Raw genomic sequence first — 19,649 nt, 5'->3', positions numbered from 1 at the left:
GGTTACAATATTTTATTTACATTTTTAAATCATCAGTATCAAACAAAGCACTAAAAAATTTCTGAAATCCTTTCTTTTTGCCTGTTTTATTTTTGTCTGTATTCTGATTCTGAATTTTTTTACGAGGTTTATTCAAACCTTTTAGCATCAATCCAATTCCTGTTGCATAAATTGGCTGATTTAAGGTTTCATCTAAAATTATTTTAGATGATGCTCCGGGATAGCCTATGCGAACATCTATTCCTGTTTGTTTTTGAGTCAGCACGTCAAGATTCGTCAGTAATGCACCTCCACCTGTTAATACAATTCCGGCACCAATTTTATCGTGCAGTCCTGTAATTTCGATTTGAAATTTAACACTGTCAATAATCTCCTCCATTCGGCATTGAATGATTTGAGCCAAGGTTTTAAAAGAAATTTCCTTTGGATCCCAACCACCAACACTTGGAATGGTAACCACCTTTTCTTCGTCTACTAAATCAGCGACAGCTTCTCCAAACTGAATTTTTAAAGCTTCGGCCTGTTTTATAAGTACCGAGCAACCTTCCTTTATGTCTCGGGTAACAATATCGCCACCAAAAGGAATTACTGCAGTATGCCTTAGTATACCATCAAAATAAACTGTAATATCCGTAGTTCCGCCACCAATATCAACCAAAACAACTCCAGCCTCTTTTTCTTCTTCGCTTAACACAGATAAAGAAGAAGCTAAAGGTTCCAAAACCAATTCTTCAATTTCCAATCCAACTTCCTTCACACATTTCACAATATTGCGTGCAGATGCAGTTCTTCCAATAATAATATTGAAATTCCCGTCCAGCCTTCGTCCGGCCATTCCTATTGGATTCCGAATGCCAGCCTCCTTGTCAACTACGTAATCTTGCGGAATCACATGCAGTATTTGTTCTCCAATCTCAATTGGAATCCTAAAATTCTCATTTATGATTTCCTCAACATCCTGTTTAGTAATTTCACCTATTCCATTTTGGATGTATTTAAACTGTCGGTTCTTTATGCTCCGTATATGCTGTCCGGCAATACCTACATAAACTGTAGAAATGTCTTTGTTAGTTTTCTCCGCCAATCGATCAACTACCTCACTGATAGCACCAATTGTATCTTCAATACTATGAATCACTCCCCTCTTAACGCCCCTCGATACGGTTTTTTCCATACCTATAATCCGCAACCTTCCATCGGCGTCTACTTCTCCCATAATGGCAACAATTTTAGTTGTGCCAATGTCGATAGCTGCTATGATATTATTCCTGCTAGTCATTTAAATTCTTTTTTGTGCAAACTACCTGATTCTTATATTTCAAATTGATTTTACTATACGTATTCCAACCTTTTTTTGAAAATCCTTTGATATACAAAGCTCTCAATTTTTGAAATTTCTGCTCGTAGTTTTCAATGCTCCCCAATTCAATTTTATGAGCTCCAACACGAGGAATTAAAACGTACTCCTTGTTTCTGTCTACATCAATTTGTGTGATCTGCGATTTCCAAAATTCATCATTTGTAATAAATTTTACCAACTCAAACAGTTCTTCTTTTATCAACTGATCATTTACAGCCCCTGAAACCACCAAAACCCTTGATGTAAAATTTGCAGACAAAGGCATTTTCTCTCCATCCGTATCAATATAATATCCATTCCCCGATAAAATCCGCACAATTGGGTTGCGTTGTTTAATTTCAACAATTAATTTTCCGGAAAGCGAATTGTACACTTCCGATTTTTTCACATAAGGAATCTTGTCTATTAGATCCTCCAATGCTTCTTTATTAACTTCGGAAATAGTAGTCCCTACCACTCCCGGATATTTTTTCTTAATAATTCTTTCAACATCAGAATTGTTTACAAAACCTCTTTTCACACTATCAACCACATTTACCAGTGTACCTGAAAACACCAGCTTCTCCGATTTGCCATTGGCAAAGGAAAAAACTACAATTAAGTATCCCAGCAAGAACACCCAAATTAATGTGTTTGCAATTTTTTTTAGCATTCCAATCGTTCGCAGATTAAATTTTTAATCGGCTCGACCAACTTGTCGATATCGCCTGCACCTAAAGTTAGTAAAACTTCAAATTCTTTCTCTCTAAGTAACTCTATCAAATCACCTTTAGTACATAATTTAGCTGGCACCTTCAGGTTTTTCAAAATAATTTCAGAATTAACCCCTTCTATTGGCAATTCTCTGGCTGGATAAATATCCAAAAGAATGACTTCATCTAAAAGATTTAAACTTGCAGCAAAACCTTCTGCAAAATCTCTTGTTCGTGAATATAAATGAGGTTGAAATATTCCGGTTATTTTCTTTTCAGGATACAATTCCCTTACCGATGATATACTTTCCCACAACTCTTTTGGGTGATGTGCATAATCATCAATAAAAACAATTTTTTCATTTCTGATTTGATAATCAAACCTTCTTCTAACTCCTTTAAAAGTTGAAAGAGCTTTTCTCAACTCATCAGCTTCAACACCGCAAAGAAGAGCCATAGCTGATGCTGCAATTGCATTTTCAACATTAATCTTCCCTGGGTAGGAGAACAACAAATCTTTAATTGTTCCATCCGGATACACCAAATCAAATTGATAAAATCCTTCCACTAATTTGATGTTCTCAGCATAAAAATCTGCTTTCTCCTCTAATGAATAAGTATAAGCCGAAAGTTTATCATGAGTGAGAACCAATCCCTTTTTATAGACAAGGATTCCCCCTTCCTTTATTTGATGAACAAAAGCCTGAAAGCTCTTTTCCAATTCATTTTTATCGCCGTAAATATCCAAATGATCAGCATCCATTGAGGTAATTACAGCCAACTGCGGGTGTAATTGAAGAAATGAACGATCAAACTCATCAGCCTCAAGAATCATCCAAGGACTGGTTTTTGACAGTAAAAGATTAGACTGATAGTTGCGGGAAATTCCTCCTAAAAAAGCATTGCAATCTAAAGCTGATGTTTTAAAAATATGCGCTGTGATGGTTGAAACCGTAGTTTTACCATGGGTTCCGGCAATACCTATACCATTCAAATTATCGGAAAGCAAACCCAGAACCTGCGATCGCTTCATAATTTCAAATTGTTGCTGCTGAAAATAAATCAATTGAGGATGATTTGCAGGAATAGCAGGTGTGTACACTACTAAAGTATCATACTTAGATTGATAACGTACTGGAATTTGATCGACATCTTCCTGAAAAGTTATACCAATACCTTCCGCAGTTAATTCCGCAGTAAGCTGAGTGGCCATTCGGTCATAACCAAACACATTCTTACCAATGGAATTAAAGTAGCGGGCTATAGCACTCATGCCAATTCCACCAATCCCGATAAAGTAAATATTTTTATAATCCTTAATCTGCATAATCTATGTTAATGCTATTATTTGTTCTGCAATTTCATCTGCTGCATCGGGCTTCGCCAAAGCTTTGCAATTCGCCGAAAGCTCAGATAATTTATCTGCATCATTTATCAGTTTTAATGCCTCCACAACCAATTCCTTTTCAGCATCAATATCTTTTACCATTATCGCAGCATTCTTATTTACCAGAGCCATGGCATTCTTGGTTTGGTGATCTTCTGAAACATTAGGTGACGGTACCAAAATACATGGCTTTTCCACCAGGCATAGTTCTGATATTGTACCCGCTCCGGCTCTTGAAATAACCATATCGGCAGCAGCATAAGCCAAGTCCATTCTCCCCAAAAAATCAAAAACTTTTAATCCGGGGATGTCCCAATTTTTCAATTCTTCGCGAACCTTTTCAATGTAAAACTTTCCTGTTTGCCAGATTACCTGAACTTCTGAATCTGAAATTGCTGAAAGCGAACCCAACATACTATTATTAATGGTTCTTGCTCCCAAACTTCCCCCTACAACCAAAATGGTTTTCTTTTCAGGATCTAACTCAAAATGAGCCATTGCCTCCTGCTTTTTCAAAGCAATATTTATTAAATCTTTTCGAACAGGATTTCCTGTCAATAATATTTTGTCAGCAGGAAAAAACCGTTCCATTCCTTCGTAAGCCACACAAATCTTTTTTGCTTTTTTTGCCAAAAGTTTGTTCGTTATTCCCGCATACGAATTCTGCTCTTGAATTACGGTAGGAATTCCCATTTTAGCTGCTGCATGTAAAAGCGGACCACTGGCATATCCTCCAACACCAACAACTGCGTCGGGCTGAAAATCCTTAACAATGGCCTTGGCTTTTCTCAAACTTTTAAACAGTCTCGAAAAAAATTTCAAATTCTCCTTCGAAAAATTTCGTTGAAGTCCACGTATTGGCAATCCAACTATTTTATATCCTGCAGAAGGAACTTTTTCCATTTCCATTTTCCCTTCGGCTCCTACAAATAAAATTTCACAATCGTTATGCTTTTCTTTTAAAGCATTTGCAATTGAAATAGCCGGAAATATATGGCCTCCTGTTCCGCCTCCGCTAACAATTATTTTAATTTTCTGCTTCATTTACTTTTGCTTCTTCATTCAATTTCTCTTCCTCATTTACCCAATTACTCACACTTAGTATCATTCCAAAGGCGGCACTTGTAAAAATTAGTGACGTACCTCCCATACTCACTAAAGGCAAAGGTTGTCCCGTTACCGGGATTAAATTAACCGATACTGCCATATTGGTCAATGCCTGAAAAACAATACTTAAAGTTAAACCAACCACCAGCAATGCAGGAAAAGTCCGATTGCATTTCCGGACAATCAAGCCGGCGCGATACAGTAATATGAGATAAAAAGCCAGTATGATAAAACCTCCAATCCAGCCCATTTCTTCCAAAATAATGGCATAAATAAAATCAGAATACGGATGTGGTAAGAAATTCCGCTGTGTGCTATTTCCTGGGAACTTTCCGAAAATTCCCCCGGAAACAACTGCAATTTTTGCTTGTTCTACCTGATAATTCTGGTTGTTATTTACATTTGACTCGTCTTTATCAAAAAAGTTAACGATTCGACTCCGCACGGTTTGAACACGTCCGATGCTGGGAAGCAGAGGTGCCATTACAATCAGCATAATCACCAATCCCAAAACAACCCCCACCGATCCAAACAAATATTTTTTTGCTATTCTACCAATAAACATCAGCAAATAACATACGCCTCCCAACAATACTGAAGTAGAAAAGTCATCCAAAAAAATCAACAAACACACAATTCCTACAGGAATAACAATGTGCCAAAACGCCTCTTTTTTGCAGGAATCTTCAGCCTGATATCGTGACAATGTTCTGGAAACATGCAATATTAAGGCAAGTTTAGCAAGCTCCGACGGCTGAAAGTTGAACCCTATCCCAGGAATTGTAATCCACCTTGATGCATCGTTTAAGTTTGTACCAACGAGTTTTGCCAATATGAGCAATCCGATTGAAATGATCAGAACCAGATTGGCTGAACTGGAATATACCTTAAAATGTATCCGATGAACTACATAAATAATCATGTAGCAACCGCCCAAAAGAATCAATTGCTTAATGAAAAAATAGGATGTATTCCCGCCTTTCACCTTATAGGCAAGTGTTCCGGTTGAACTATATACAACCAGCAAAGAAATCATTGAAAGAAAAAAGATAATGATCCAGATGGTTTTATCCCCCTTCAAGCTTAAATTCTTAAAAAAACCCGCCATATCTTCAATTTATAAATTTCTTACTTCTTCCTTGAACTGATTTCCGCGGTCTTCATAATTCTTGAACAAATCGAAACTTGCACAAGCTGGAGACAACAAAACAATCTCTTCCTTACTGGCTATTTGATATGCTTGAGTCACTGCCTCTTTCATAGATCCGGCATCAACTATAAAATCCACTTTACCATCAAAAGCTGCATGAATTTTAGAGTTGTCAACACCCAAACACACAATTCCTTTCACCTTTTCTTTCACCAAATCGACCAAAACCGAATAATCGTTTCCTTTATCAATTCCACCAACAATCCAAACTACCGGCTCATCCATACTTTCCAATGCATACCACGTAGAATTGATATTTGTAGCTTTTGAATCATTAATAAACTGAATTCCCCTTACACGAACCACCTTTTCCAATCGATGATCAACACCTTGAAAATCACTTAAACTTTCGCGAATTACTTCCTTCCGAATTTGCAGTACACTTCCGGCAATTCCTGATGCCAATGAATTATATACGTTGTGAATTCCAGGTAAAGACAAATCTTTTTTATCCATAGAAAAGAGATTTTCGTTGTATTGAATTTTTAAAAGTTCATTCTCAATCCATCCGCACATTTCTTCTATTTCCTGAACGGAAAACGGCAATAATTGAGCAAGAGTATCACAATTCATTAATTCTTTTTTGATGATATCATCATCGGTGCAAAACACAAAAGAATCCTCGGATTTCATATTTTGCAATATTCTGAATTTTGAATTGATGTAATTTTCCATTTTATAATCGTACCGATCCAAATGATCCGGCGTAATATTTAACAGTATAGCAATATTAGCTCTAAAATCATACATCCCATCCAACTGAAAACTGCTCAACTCAACCACATAATGCGTATAATCTTTTTCGGCAACCTGCCAAGCCAGACTATCTCCTACATTTCCGGCTAAACCAACATGCAATCCTGCCTTCTTCAGCATATGATACAAAAGCAAAGTTGTTGTTGTTTTTCCGTTACTGCCGGTTATACATATCATTTTAGCATTGGAGAATCTTCCCGCAAATTCAATTTCAGAAATTACAGGAATATTTTTTTCTTTCAGCTTAACAATTAAAGGCGCTGTATCAGGAATCCCAGGACTTTTCACAACTTCATCTGCCGATAAAATAAGAGATTCAGTATGTTGCTTTTCCTCAAAATCAAGCTGATACTTATTCAGCGCAAGCCTGTACTTGGGACTTATTTCTCCTAAGTCTGAAACAAACACATCAAAGCCTTTTGATTTGGCCAACACAGCCGCACCAACACCACTTTCTCCTGCACCTAATATGACGATTCGTTTTGCCATTTGTACTTATCTGATTTTTAGAGTTACTATTGTTATAATTGCCAGAAAAATTCCAATGATCCAAAATCGGGTAACAATTTTTGGTTCTGGATATCCTTTCATCTGATAATGATGATGAAGAGGTGCCATTTTAAAGATTCTTCGCCCTTCACCATATTTTTTTCTGGTGTATTTAAACCAGGAAACCTGCATCATCACCGAAATATTCTCAACAAGAAAAATTCCGCATAAAACAGGAATCAACAATTCTTTGTGAATAACAATGGCAAAAACAGCTATAATTCCTCCCAAAGACAAACTGCCTGTATCACCCATAAAAACTTGTGCCGGGTAAGAGTTGTACCACATAAAGCCAATGGTTGCTCCAATAAAAGCAGCAATAAAAATTACCAGTTCGCCTGAATTTGGAATGTACATGATATTCAAATAATCAGCATACACCACGTGACCGGATACATAGGCCAATATTCCTAAAGTGGCACCAATAATTGCTGACGAACCTGTCGCCAGACCATCTAAACCATCGGTAATATTTGCACCGTTTGAAACGGCTGTAACAATAAATATGGTAATAATTATAAAAACCAGCCAAGCCAACATAGGTGCATATTCTCCACCAAAAGCAACTAACGATTCATAATCAAATTCATTATTCTTAAAAAAAGGTATCGTTGTTTTTGTAGATTTTTCATCAGTTGTTAAACGAGTTGTTCCGGGAGCCTGAGATGTAAATCCTTCGTCAACCAATTCGGTTTGAATTCCTATTTCAGACATACTCGTTTTTTCACGTACAACTACATCATCATTTATATAAAGGGTTAACCCAACAATTAAACCTAAACCTATTTGGCCAGCTACCTTAAGCTTGCCGCTTAAACCGGCTTTGTCCTTTTTAAAGACTTTTATATAATCATCGATAAAACCAATTAATCCTAACCAGATAGTTGTAATAATCATTAGTATAATGTAGACATTATCGAGTTTGGCAAATAGTAAGACCGGAATTAAAATGGAGATAATGATAATGATTCCCCCCATGGTTGGTGTTCCTTTTTTTTCCATTTGACCGGCTAAGCCCAAATCCCTAACAATCTCGCCAATTTGCTGCTTTTGCAATAAGAGAATGATCTTTTTCCCAAATACAGTCGCAATAAACAACGAAGTCATAATGGCTAATGCCGACCGAAATGAGATATATTCAAACATCCCGGCTCCCGGAAAATCCAATTGATTTAAATACCTAAATAAATAGTATAACATAACTACAGCTTAAAAATTTCCTTGATTATTTCCTTATCATCAAAATGATACTTAATTCCTTTTATTTCCTGATAATCTTCGTGACCTTTCCCTGCAACCAAAATAATATCATCCTTTTGCGCCAACATACAGGCTGTTCGTATAGCTTCTTTTCTATCAGTAATCGCTAATACTTTTCGAGTATTGTTTGCAGTCACTCCTTCCTTCATATCTTTAATAATCTGATCAGGATCTTCCGATCTTGGATTATCCGATGTCAGAATTACTTTATCGCTTAATTCGGCACTAATTTTTGCCATTAATGGTCTTTTGGTTTTATCTCTATCGCCACCGGCACCAACAACTGTTATTACCTGCTCGTTTCCTGTTCGTAAAGCTTCGATTGTTTCCAAGACATTTTTCAAGGCATCCGGAGTATGAGCATAATCTACAATAGCCATAATGCCATCTGTAGAAATGATACTTTCGAACCTTCCATCAACAGATTTCAATTCACTTATTCCCCGTAACACCTCATCTTTGTCTTGATTCAGCAGACGAGCCGTACCATAAACGGCCAATAAATTGTGAGCATTAAAATCACCAATAAAGTTAGTCCATATCTCTGTGCCATCCATTTCCAAAAGCATTCCTGTAAAGTGCTTTTCTAAAATCTGACAGCGATAATCAGCAAAAGAACGAGTTGAATAGGTAAATTTATGCCCTTTCATATTTTGGAGCATCAGCTTTCCATTTTTATCATCGGCATTTGTAATAGCAAATGATTTCTTCCCCAGCTGATCAAAAAAAGCTTTTTTCACCTTTAAATAAGCATCGAATGTTTTGTGATAATCGAGATGATCGTGTGTGATATTTGTAAAAATTCCGCCCTTATAATTCAATGCTCCAACCCGTTTTTGATCGATGGCATGCGAGCTAACTTCCATAAAACAATACTCACATCCGGCCTCAACCATTTCTGCCAACAAGGCATTTAACTGCAATGCGTCGGGAGTAGTGTGAGTTGCCTTAATTTCTTTTTCATCCACATAATTGCAAACTGTCGACAACAAGCCAACTTTGTAACCTAGTTTTTTAAACAAATCATACAACAAAGTAGCAATTGTGGTCTTTCCGTTTGTTCCGGTTACACCAACCAGTTGTATATTTTCGGTTGGTTTGTTGTAAAAATTATGTGCAATCTGCGAAAGCGTGGCCGAAGAGTCTTCAACCACAATAAAGGTTGTTTCAGAAGTACTGCTGTCAGGTAACTCTTCGCATACAATCACCGTTGCTCCCCTTTCAACTGCCGTATTTATAAAATCATGACCATCAGACATGGTTCCTCTGCACGCAACGAATAAATCACCGTGTTTCACCTTTCGGGAATCAAAATGAATCTCATTCACTTCAACATCCCTGTTCCCCTTTATGCTCTGTATATTTACCGAACCAAACAGTTCATTTATATTTATTCCCATCTGTCACATTTTAAGATAAATCGATTGTAATATGATCTCCTTTATTAAAATAAGCTCCTGGCTGTATAGATTGTCCGGACACAGATCCCAAGCCTTTTACCCGAACCTTCAGTCCTGCATTTTCCAATATATAAAGTGCATCCTGAACGCCCATCCCTTTTACATTCGGAACCATAAATTTCTTAATTGTTCTGTATTTGTATTCAATAATTGAGTCTTTCCGCGAAGTTATTACCCATTCCGACTGAATATCTTTATTCGCTATTTCAATATTTAATTCATCAAACACTTTGTCCAGATCATTTTTATATCCATTCAATGAAACCGGTACCTTTGGTTCCAAACTTGCAACATCCGGTTTTATTGGATGCATTGAATAGCTCATCGCATACACTTTATCTGCAATTGTTTTAAAAACCGGACCGGCAACCTGATTTCCATAGAATCCTTTGGTTTTATTTGGTCGGTTAATTACAACAATACACGAATACATAGGATCATCAGCAGGAAAATACCCAACAAATGAAGCTTGGTACACTTTAACTTTATAACCTTTATTTTTATCAGCTATTTGTGCCGTTCCAGTCTTTCCGGCAATGGTATAGTTCGCATTCCGCAGATTTCTGGCCGTTCCTCTTAAAACAACACCTTCCAACATGTTTTTCACATTTTTAAGTGTTTCTCCGGAACAAATTTTAGATTTCAAGACTTCTTTATCAAAAGTTTGAATTACATCGCCATGATACCTCAATTCCTTTACAAATCTAGGCTTCATCATCTTACCATTATTAGCTATTGCATTATAAAATGTAAGAGTCTGCAAGGGTGTTTGCTGAACCGCATACCCAATCGACATCCAAGGCAAAGAAACTCCCGACCATGATGGATCATCAGGATATTTGATACTTGGAATTCCTTCTCCTTTAATAGCAAGCCCCAATGGTTCATTCAACCGAAACTCGTAAAGACGATTAATAAACGATCTAGGTTTGTTTTTATAGTGATCGTTTACCAATTTCGAAATCCCCACATTCGATGATTTTTCAAAAGCCTCCTGAACCGTTATTTTTCCATATCCGCCTACATGAGAATCGCGCATTTTTTCTTTGTAATAGCTAAATACGCCATTCCCCGTATCCACAGAGTCCATAGGGCCAACATATCCATCCTCAAACAAAGCCATTATTGAAGCCAACTTGAATGTTGAACCAGGTTCTGTTGCCTCACCAATAGCATAATTATAATCTTCCCTATATGATTGTGATTTTTCATCGAAACCTAAATTGGCTATTGCTTTAACTGCTCCCGTTTTCACCTCCATTAAAACCACAGATCCATGATCTGCATTGTATTTTATAAGCTGTTGCTCTAAAGCCGATTCAGCAACATCCTGATAATTCACATCAATGGTAGTGATCAAATCGTTCCCATCTTTAGGCTCGACCATATTTACAGGCAACCATCTGCCTGACATTTTTTGAATGATACTTATTCCATCAACTCCTTTTAAATCACTTTCAAAAGCCCCTTCGATACCCACCTTACCAATTTGCTGATTTTGTTCACCTTCCAACAAATATCCTATTGTTCTGTTGGCCAGATTTAAGTGAGGCTGTATGCGTCTGTTTTCCTGTTCACAAATTAATCCACCTTTATTCTGCCCCAAACGAAAAATAGGAAAGGTCTTGATCTTTTTAAGTCCGATGTAATTAATTTTCTTTCGGTGAATTAAAAAATACCGGTTCGACTTGGTTCGATATTTCGCTTTCCAAAGCATATTTCTATAATCCTTTGCAGATTTATCCTGAAAAAACCGAGATAAGCAAAGTGCCAAAGAATCAACATCGGCACGAAAAAGAGAATCTGTCAATCCGGAAGCACGAAAATCCATTCGCAACTGATAGTAAGGCAATGAGCTTGCTAAAAGCCGGCCGTCAGCGGCACAAATATCTCCCCGATTGGCCGACACGATCACATCTCGCTGCGAAAGAGACTGAGCTTTACTTCGCCACTTATCTCCTTCGAACAATTGCAAGGCTACCACCCTACCAACAATGAGTATTGCAAAAATAATCACCAAAGTGTAGATCGCCCCTACCCGCCATATGATATCCTTTTTTATCGGCACTACTTCTCTAAATATATTTTAATAGGAGGCTCGGTTGCTTCAATCAAATCAAGACCTTCATTTTCCACTCTTTTTACAACTTCTGATTGCTTGCTCATATACATCAGATCGGAGGCTGTTGTTATCGACTCAAACCTTAGCTCCTTTAACTCTTGCTCCAAACCGACCATATCACGATAAACTCTTTCGGAACGATACCTGTTGCTGATATAAAAAATTCCTAAAACAACTAAGAAAATGATAAAAGGCAACTGTTGCACCACTTCCGTTTTCGTTAAAATACTTCCATCAATAAAATCCTTGACCGAACCTGAAGATGTCTCTTTCAGTTCCTCACTAGGCTTAATGAAATCGTTGTATTTTTTTCGAAATTTAAACATCCTTATAATGATTTAGGTTGAGCAATCCGAAGTTTCGCACTTCGCGCTCTTCCATTTAGCTCAATCTCTTTTTCACCCGGAAGAATTACCTTTCGGTTAATCGCGGTTAACGGCGTTTGCACATTCCCAAAGAAATCTTTTTCTGCATTGCCTTCAAATTTTCCATCCCGAATAAAATTCTTCACCAATCTATCCTCCAAAGAGTGGTAAGTGATCACAACCAATCTTCCATCCGGCTTTAACATTTCTGCAGACTGCAATAACATTTCCTTCAAAACATCCATCTCCTGATTCACCTCTATCCTAATAGCCTGGAATACCTGAGCTAAATATTTATGCTCTTTAAACTTAGGCGTACAAGGAGCAATCACCTCCTTAAAATGCTGAATAGTAGTAAACGGCGTTTCTTTTCTTTGATTATCAATTACCCGCACGAGCTTTCCTGGATTTTTAACCTCTCCGTAAAATTTGAAGATTCGAAACAAATCCTCAACACTATACTCATTCAATAAATCAGCAGCAGTAAAATTTGAATCCTGATTCATTCTCATATCAAGATCGCCGTCAAAACGAAAAGAAAAACCTCGTTCGGCTACATCAAATTCATGAGAAGAAACACCCAAATCGGCTAAAATTCCATCCACTTTAGGGTAACCTAAATATTTCATGAAATTCTTAAAGTACCTGAAATTATGACGGACAAATATGAACCGATCATCTTTTGGTACATTTTCTTCTGCATCCACATCCTGATCAAAGCCAATCAATTTGCCTGTAGTAAGATGCTTTAAAATCTCTCTTGAATGGCCTCCTCCACCAAAAGTAAGATCTACATAGATTCCATCTGGCTTTATATCCAACCCTTCAATACTCTCTCCTAGTAAAACTGGAATATGATATGTACTCATATTTTTATCTTTTAATTGAAACACAAAGGAACAACTCTAAATGCTCATACTCAACGATTACCCGTTATTTAAATCTCCTCCTAAAATTTCATCAGCCAAAGTACTGAATCCATCCTGCCCAAGAGCTGATTTTTCGTAAGTTTCAGTATCCCATATTTCGATTTTCCCATCTTGTCCGGCCAGGGTAACATCTTTTGAAAATCCGGCAAAATCAAAAAATTTCTTAGGAATTAAAATCCGTCCATTCCCATCAACTAAGACCTCTGCAGTGCCTCTAAAAAACTCCCGCAAGAACCCTGCATGCTTCTTATTAAAAGGATTCACCTTCGCCCGTACCATCTCGGTTTGCTTCTCCCATTCCGAAATAGAGTAGAGGTCTAAACATTTCTCGTAAAGATTTTTTCTTAGAACACAACGACTTTCAGAACCTCCATTAAGGAGCTTCCGAAAAGCAGAAGGCAACAAAACACGGCCTTTTGAGTCCAATCTACAAGGATAATCACCTATAAATGTTACCATTGGGAAAAATAATTTACAATTGTAAAATTAGAGAAAAATTTACCCACTTTCAACCACATACTCCCACTTTTATAGTTTTGTTAATAACTTTTAACAAGCAGCCCAACTAATTATCACTCAATTATATTGAGATTGTTATAAATCTTTGAAAAACAAAGCAAGAAAATTGCGATATTTGCTAACTATATTAAAATATTTAAGATTTTTATGCAAAAAGAAAACACTCCCGAGAGCTATTTAAAAATTGATATAGAGAAGGTTTTTGCAAGTAAAAGTGAAAGAATTTCGAAACTACTCCCTAAGTTTATAATTCGATACCTTAAAAGAATCATCCATCAGAATGAGCTTAATGATTTCTTATCAAGAAACTATCAAAAAGAAGGTATTGAATTTGCAGATAGTGTTTTAGAAGAACTTCAAATTACTTTTGAGATTAAAGGTCTTGAAAACATCAATAAAGAAGGCAGATATATTTTCGCTTCCAATCATCCATTAGGTGGTCCCGACGGGATTATTTTAATCAGCATTTTTGGCAAGCATTTTCCGAAAATTAAATTTTTGGTTAATGATATCCTAATGAATATCAAAAACTTATCAGACGTTTTTGTGCCGATAAACAAACATGGAGGGCAAGCAAAAGAAGCTGCAAGAACAATAGTAGAAGCCTACCAATCGGAAGCAACAATACTCACCTTTCCGGCAGGTTTAGTTTCCCGAAAACAAAAAGGGAAAATTGAAGATTTAGAATGGAAAAAAAGTTTTATTTCGAAGGCAAAAAAATACAAACGCGATATAGTACCTATTCATATTAACGGAAGAAACTCTAATTTCTTTTATAACCTTGCCAATCTTAGGAAATTCCTAAGGTTAAAATCTAATTTGGAAATGTTATATTTGCCAAACGAGCTTTTTAAGCAAAGAGGAAAAAAATTCACTATTTGCGTAGGTAAGCCTGTCTCATACCAAACCTTTGACAAAAGTATGTCGTATGACAAGTGGGCTGAAAAAATGAAAGAGAAAACATATAATTTAGCAAATCAATAAATCCTTATCCCTAAGGTTCTATTCGTTTGATCAAATATTAGCCACGGTACTATTCATTATTATCGATAATGTAAGTATTTTTGAAAATCATTTTTAGCAAAAAAAACCAAAATAATAATTATCCTTACAAAGGAATCAATACAACGACTGATGAAAGAAATTATTCCCCCTGTACCACGAGAGGAGCTTGAGAAAGAACTGACTGAAGAAAGATTTGTACGCAAGACCAACAAGGGATCGAATGAAATCTATTGCTTCACACATCATGATTCTCCTAATCTGATGAGAGAAGTTGGACGTTTACGTGAAATCACTTTCCGTAAAGCCGGAGGAGGTACAGGTAAAGATATTGATATTGATGACTTTGATCTGGATGAAAAACCATATCATCAATTAATTGTTTGGGATCCTAAAGCAAAAGAAATTCTTGGCGGCTACCGTTATATTTTGTGCAGCGAGGCTCCTAAAGATGAAAATGGAGAAATCTATCTTGCAACTTCCAGATTGTTTAATTTCTCAGATGAATTTAAAAAGAACTATATGCCTCACATGATCGAATTGGGGCGGTCGTTTGTACAACCGGAATATCAATCGATCAGAAAAGGCCGTAAAAGTTTATATGCACTTGATAATTTATGGGATGGCTTAGGTGCATTAATTATTGATTACCCTGAAATTAAATATTTCTTTGGCAAAGTAACAATGTATCCTGATTACAACAGAGATGCCCGAAATCACATCCTGTATTTCATGAATAAAATGTTCAACGATCCGGACAAACTTGCCACTCCTACAACTCCTCTTGTAACCAATATGGACACAGAGCTGTTAGCAAAAGATTTTTGCAAAGATACTTTTGAGGAGAACTACAAAGTTCTATCACAAAATGTTCGTAAGAATGGAGAAAATGTTCCCCCACTCATTAATGCTTACATGGGATTATCCCCTACAATGAAGTGCTTTGGCACAGCCATCAACACACATTTTGGAGATGTTGAAGAAACAGGTATCATGATTACAATTGCCGATGTTTACGAGAACAAAAAAGACCGGCACACGGCATCTTACCTTTCTTTACTGCACATCAAGCTTCCAAAAACAAAACTGAATATTTTTAAAAAGAAATAATCTCAAAAAGCATTCTGAAAAGAATGCTTTTTTTTGTAACACATTCAAACAAAAAACCCGCCTTTTGCAAGACGGGTTTCCATTTTATATCGAACTTATTTTAGTAAGCCCGTCTGTCATTTCCTTCACAATAGTTAATAAAAGAAGTATTCACCACTTTATTTCCTCCTGGAGTTGGATAATTTCCTGTGAAATACCAATCACCAGTATGCTCAGGACAAGCTACATGAAGATTTTCAACTGTCTGATAAACAATCCTCACCTCAGCATCCATCACTTCCGGAGTTAGTAACACCGCAATTTTATCCGATATTTCTTCCGCAGTAAAAGGCTTGTAAATTTCTTTTACAAAGTTAACTACCTCTTCTTTAGGCAAATTTTCCTGAGCTTTACACTTCTTATATGTTTCATCAATTACAGCCTCCAAACCACGCTCTTTCAGCATTGCAATTGCAGCATTAAAAGCAATAAATTCACCCATTCGGGTCATATCTATTCCATAACAATCAGGATAACGAATCTGAGGAGCTGAAGAAACAATTACAATCTTTTTTGGATGAAGACGATCTAAGATCCTAAGAATACTTTGCTTTAAAGTTGTCCCTCTAACAATAGAGTCATCAATAACAACCAGGTTATCCTCTTGATTCTTAACAATCCCGTAAGTAACATCATAAACATGACCTACCAAATCGTCACGCCCTTCATCATTGGAAATGAAGGTTCTCATTTTCGCATCCTTAATAGCTATTTTTTCTACTCTGGGCTCAACAGAGATAATCTCCTGAAGTTTTTCCTCTGTCCAACTTCCGTTCAAATCATGAATCTGCTGTTTTTTTTGCTCCATTAAGTGATGTCGAACACCTTCCATCATGCCATAAAATGCTGTTTCAGCAGTATTTGGAATAAATGAAAAAACAGTATTTTTAATGTCATGATCAACAGAATCCAAGATAGCCGGAGTCAACAATTGCCCCAGTCTCTTCCTTTCCTTATAAATATCCCTATCGCTCCCCCGGGAAAAATAGATTCTTTCGAAAGAACAAGATCTTCTTTTTTGAGCAACACGCACAGGAACCTCGGCAACATCACCATTCTTACGAACAATAACTGCATTTCCCGGAGCAATTTCTTTAATCGAATTTGCTCTAACATTTAAAGCTGTTTGAATAACCGGTCTTTCCGAAGCAACTACAACAATCTCATCATCATGATAATAAAATGCCGGACGAATACCCCAAGGATCTCTCATCACAAAAGAATCGCCATGGCCAAACATACCTGCAATTGCATATCCTCCATCCCAATCTCTGCTGGCTCCCGAAAGCACCTTTTGTATATCTATATTCTTTTCTATTTGAGGGGATATCTCCTGATTCGATAAACCATCATTTTTATACTGACGGAATAGCATTTGATTTTCTTCGTCTAAATAATGCCCTACTTTTTCAAGAATTGTTACTGTATCAGTATAATTTTTAGGATGTTGTCCCAATCCAACCAACAAATCAAATAGCTCATCAACATTAGTCAGATTAAAGTTTCCGGCCAACACCAGATTTCTCGACTTCCAGTTATTTTCTCTCATTACCGGATGAACGAAATCAATACTGTTTCGTCCAAAAGTCCCGTATCGTAAATGTCCCAAATACACTTCACCTGCGAAGGGTAAATTTGCTTTGGCCCAAACAGGGTCATTAAATTTATCCGGATATTTTGCCTCTGCGACCGCCAGTTCTTTATAGACACCGTCAAAAACATCTTTTATTGGCTGATCACTGCATGAACGCTCACGATGAATGTATTTGTTCCCTGGAGGCATGTCCAATTTCAACCCAACAGCTCCAGCACCTTCCTGGCCTCTGTTGTGTTGTTTTTCCATCAACAGATAGAGTTTTTGAATACCATATCTCCACGATCCGTATTTTTCCTGATAGTACTCAAGAGGTTTTAGCAATCGAATCATTGCTATCCCACACTCGTGCTTTAGTTGGTCACTCATTATTAACTTCTTAAATGGTTATTTAGTTTGCATTTTGTTGTTTATCCTCTTCATCAAGAATAAGCTCTTCAAGATCTTGCTCGTTTGGTGTCAAATCTGAAAATAAAATATAAGTCTTAACCGGATAACAATTCGGAAAGAACTTTAAACAAGCTTTGTAAAGCTCGATTGATTCTATTTTACTTCGAAAATTACCAACACTAACCCTAAAATCAGGAGCCTTATATACTACATAAGCCCTTTCTTCAGGAAACAGCTCTTTAAATTCTTCCTTAATCTTAAATGCTTTTTCCCGATCGGTACTTCTACCTGAAAAAATCTGAATTCTATATCCTGAAAATCCAGGATCCTTTGAGCTAATCATTTTATCTGTATCGAGCAGCTCTTTAATTCGATCATCCTGAATGAGCCTAACACTCCCCAGCGAGTCTACTCTTTGTTCACCACTAGATTTCACGTCTTCAACAAATTGTGCATTTGATGAGACACCTAACAGAATAAAGACAGATAAGAATAATATTTTAATGTACTGCATTTTTTGTTGTTTATAAACACCTAATAAAAACAGAAGATGAATCACCTGTTAAACCAGCTGCCGGATTCATTAATTAATTGTTAGGAACAGATAATATTGGAATTTCAGAACGATTTATCATTTGTTGAGCGTAAGATCCAAAAAACATATTAATCGAGCTTTCAGCTTGTTCTGTCATAATTGCAATTAAATCTGCATCTACTTCACGAGCATAATCCAGAGAAGAGAAAGTATTATTGTCTCCTTTACGAATGCTCTTCACATAGTCAATATTCCCATCCTTTAAGTAGTCTTCAGCCTGTCTCATATAATGTTCAATCTTCCCGATCACATTGGTGTCGGAAGTTTCATGAACACCCAAAATATGAACTTTCGCATTACATCGGGAAGCAATTTCAGACACAAATGGAATTTTCTTTCTTGTATCAGTGCTTGCATCAATAGGCATTACAATTGTTTTTACCTGCCCCTTAGTGAATTCTTTTTGTACCGTTATAACAGGACAAGTGGCATTCGTAACGACTTTAACAGCATTACTTCCAATAAAAAATTCTTCGAAACCGGAAGCTCCGTAAGCTCCCATAAGAATCATATATGCATCGCCGTATTTTGCTTGATTTACAATTTCGCGGTAAACACTTCCTGTTCTTATTTTAAAATCAAAAACTCCATTCCTAACACAATAGTCAGCAGAATGAAGCTCAGTCAATTTCTCGAAATATTCTTGTACGGTATGAATGATTTCATTTTTCAATTCCTCAAAGTGAAAAGGGATTTCGAATTTCTCAGATTTCTGCACATGAATCATCCTAAGATGACAATCCAATTTATTTGCCAAATAAATGCCAAACCTCAATGCCTTGAGAGAATCACCAGAAAAATCAACTGGAACTAAAATACGTTTCATGATGTCTACTTTTACATTAACACTTTATAACCGTAACACAAGAACTATTCCTAAATTTGAACGACATACCATCCAAACGGGTTTAAAAAGAGATTAATTTCTCACAAACCCACTCTAAATCAAGTTCTTCCTGAACCCCTTATTTGCGGGATAAAAATACACAAAAATATTTAGCAACAAACACAATTACCAAGCCAATATAAACTTAAATATCCATTGCTTAAATATTGATGAAAATCATTTCGATCTCCTACTAAAAGTACAAATTAATCAACTAAAAACCATCCAATTAATAATCATAAGCTTACATCCCGAATTCTGAAACGCAATCCATTATTTTTTACCCATTCTAAATCACCTCTCCTTTTCTTGTCATT

General features: G+C 36.5%; 17 protein-coding genes. 2 read left to right on the top strand and 15 right to left on the bottom strand.

All coding sequences use genetic code 11. The features are described from left to right. Positions 1-16: 16 nt before the first annotated feature. Genes ftsA through ACY0M5_RS05450 form a run of 12 tightly spaced genes read right to left on the bottom strand, consistent with a single transcriptional unit; the run spans position 17 to position 13,656 of the window. Positions 17-1,279, bottom strand: coding sequence for a cell division protein FtsA (gene ftsA, locus ACY0M5_RS05505; RefSeq protein ID WP_461631063.1), 1,263 nt, complete (start codon positions 1,277-1,279; stop codon positions 17-19). Next, positions 1,272-2,012 (bottom strand): cell division protein FtsQ/DivIB, encoded by a 741-nt coding sequence (locus tag ACY0M5_RS05500; protein ID WP_461631062.1) that lies wholly within the window; start codon positions 2,010-2,012, stop codon positions 1,272-1,274. The genes ftsA and ACY0M5_RS05500 overlap by 8 nt, the downstream gene beginning before the upstream one ends. Next, entirely contained in the window at positions 2,006-3,379 is a 1,374-nt protein-coding gene (gene murC, locus ACY0M5_RS05495) for a UDP-N-acetylmuramate--L-alanine ligase (RefSeq protein WP_461631061.1), read from the bottom strand. The genes ACY0M5_RS05500 and murC overlap by 7 nt, the downstream gene beginning before the upstream one ends. Before the next feature lie 3 nt (positions 3,380-3,382). After that, the gene (gene murG / locus ACY0M5_RS05490; RefSeq protein WP_461631060.1) at positions 3,383-4,483 is read right to left on the bottom strand and encodes an undecaprenyldiphospho-muramoylpentapeptide beta-N-acetylglucosaminyltransferase; all 1,101 of its coding nucleotides are present in this window, start codon (positions 4,481-4,483) and stop codon (positions 3,383-3,385) included. Next, positions 4,467-5,654, bottom strand: coding sequence for an FtsW/RodA/SpoVE family cell cycle protein (locus ACY0M5_RS05485; protein WP_101309396.1), 1,188 nt, complete (start codon positions 5,652-5,654; stop codon positions 4,467-4,469). Before ACY0M5_RS05485 ends, murG begins: the two co-directional genes overlap by 17 nt. 9 nt (positions 5,655-5,663) lie before the next feature. Then, positions 5,664-7,001 (bottom strand): UDP-N-acetylmuramoyl-L-alanine--D-glutamate ligase, encoded by a 1,338-nt coding sequence (murD, locus tag ACY0M5_RS05480; RefSeq protein ID WP_461631059.1) that lies wholly within the window; start codon positions 6,999-7,001, stop codon positions 5,664-5,666. Positions 7,002-7,007: 6 nt separating this feature from the next. Further along, entirely contained in the window at positions 7,008-8,261 is a 1,254-nt protein-coding gene (gene mraY, locus ACY0M5_RS05475; protein ID WP_156196964.1) for a phospho-N-acetylmuramoyl-pentapeptide-transferase, read from the bottom strand. Between the two features lie 2 nt (positions 8,262-8,263). Beyond that, a complete protein-coding gene (locus ACY0M5_RS05470) occupies positions 8,264-9,721 on the bottom strand; it encodes a UDP-N-acetylmuramoyl-L-alanyl-D-glutamate--2,6-diaminopimelate ligase (protein ID WP_461631058.1) in 1,458 nt (485 codons plus the stop codon). A gap of 10 nt (positions 9,722-9,731) precedes the next feature. Beyond that, positions 9,732-11,849 (bottom strand): penicillin-binding protein, encoded by a 2,118-nt coding sequence (locus ACY0M5_RS05465; protein WP_461631057.1) that lies wholly within the window; start codon positions 11,847-11,849, stop codon positions 9,732-9,734. Next, complete coding sequence (locus ACY0M5_RS05460; protein ID WP_101309401.1) at positions 11,849-12,229, bottom strand: FtsL-like putative cell division protein; 381 nt, start codon at positions 12,227-12,229, stop codon at positions 11,849-11,851. The genes ACY0M5_RS05465 and ACY0M5_RS05460 overlap by 1 nt, the downstream gene beginning before the upstream one ends. Before the next feature lie 2 nt (positions 12,230-12,231). Beyond that, positions 12,232-13,137 carry a 16S rRNA (cytosine(1402)-N(4))-methyltransferase RsmH gene (gene rsmH / locus ACY0M5_RS05455; protein ID WP_124993918.1) on the bottom strand — a complete coding sequence of 302 codons (906 nt, stop codon included), beginning with the start codon at positions 13,135-13,137 and terminating at the stop codon, positions 12,232-12,234. Between the two features lie 57 nt (positions 13,138-13,194). Continuing rightward, on the bottom strand, positions 13,195-13,656 hold the full coding sequence (locus ACY0M5_RS05450; RefSeq protein ID WP_461631056.1) for a division/cell wall cluster transcriptional repressor MraZ: 462 nt from the start codon (positions 13,654-13,656) through the stop codon (positions 13,195-13,197). A 207-nt stretch (positions 13,657-13,863) separates the two neighbouring features. Between ACY0M5_RS05450 and ACY0M5_RS05445 the strand changes: the two genes are divergently transcribed. Both ACY0M5_RS05445 and ACY0M5_RS05440 read left to right on the top strand, forming a co-directional pair. Continuing rightward, a complete protein-coding gene (locus ACY0M5_RS05445) occupies positions 13,864-14,700 on the top strand; it encodes a 1-acyl-sn-glycerol-3-phosphate acyltransferase (RefSeq protein ID WP_461631055.1) in 837 nt (278 codons plus the stop codon). Positions 14,701-14,850: 150 nt separating this feature from the next. Then, a complete protein-coding gene (locus ACY0M5_RS05440) occupies positions 14,851-15,828 on the top strand; it encodes a GNAT family N-acetyltransferase (protein WP_124993921.1) in 978 nt (325 codons plus the stop codon). Positions 15,829-15,928: 100 nt separating this feature from the next. On the opposite strand, the gene ACY0M5_RS05435 is transcribed toward ACY0M5_RS05440, so the two are convergent. The 3 genes from ACY0M5_RS05435 to ACY0M5_RS05425 form a co-directional block, all read right to left on the bottom strand. Next, entirely contained in the window at positions 15,929-17,830 is a 1,902-nt protein-coding gene (locus ACY0M5_RS05435; RefSeq protein WP_461631054.1) for an amidophosphoribosyltransferase, read from the bottom strand. A gap of 22 nt (positions 17,831-17,852) precedes the next feature. Continuing rightward, positions 17,853-18,365: a hypothetical protein gene (locus tag ACY0M5_RS05430; RefSeq protein ID WP_156196957.1), complete on the bottom strand. Its 513-nt coding sequence runs from the start codon at positions 18,363-18,365 to the stop codon at positions 17,853-17,855. A gap of 73 nt (positions 18,366-18,438) precedes the next feature. Beyond that, positions 18,439-19,272, bottom strand: coding sequence for a universal stress protein (locus ACY0M5_RS05425; RefSeq protein WP_124993924.1), 834 nt, complete (start codon positions 19,270-19,272; stop codon positions 18,439-18,441). Between the last annotated feature and the right edge of the window lie 377 nt (positions 19,273-19,649).

Origin of the sequence: Labilibaculum euxinicum, from assembly GCF_963678175.1 — a bacterium.
Lineage (GTDB): Bacteria > Bacteroidota > Bacteroidia > Bacteroidales > Marinifilaceae > Labilibaculum > Labilibaculum euxinus.
The sequence above is the reverse complement of the archived record's forward strand: the minus strand, read 5'-3'. Positions and strand labels throughout refer to the sequence as shown.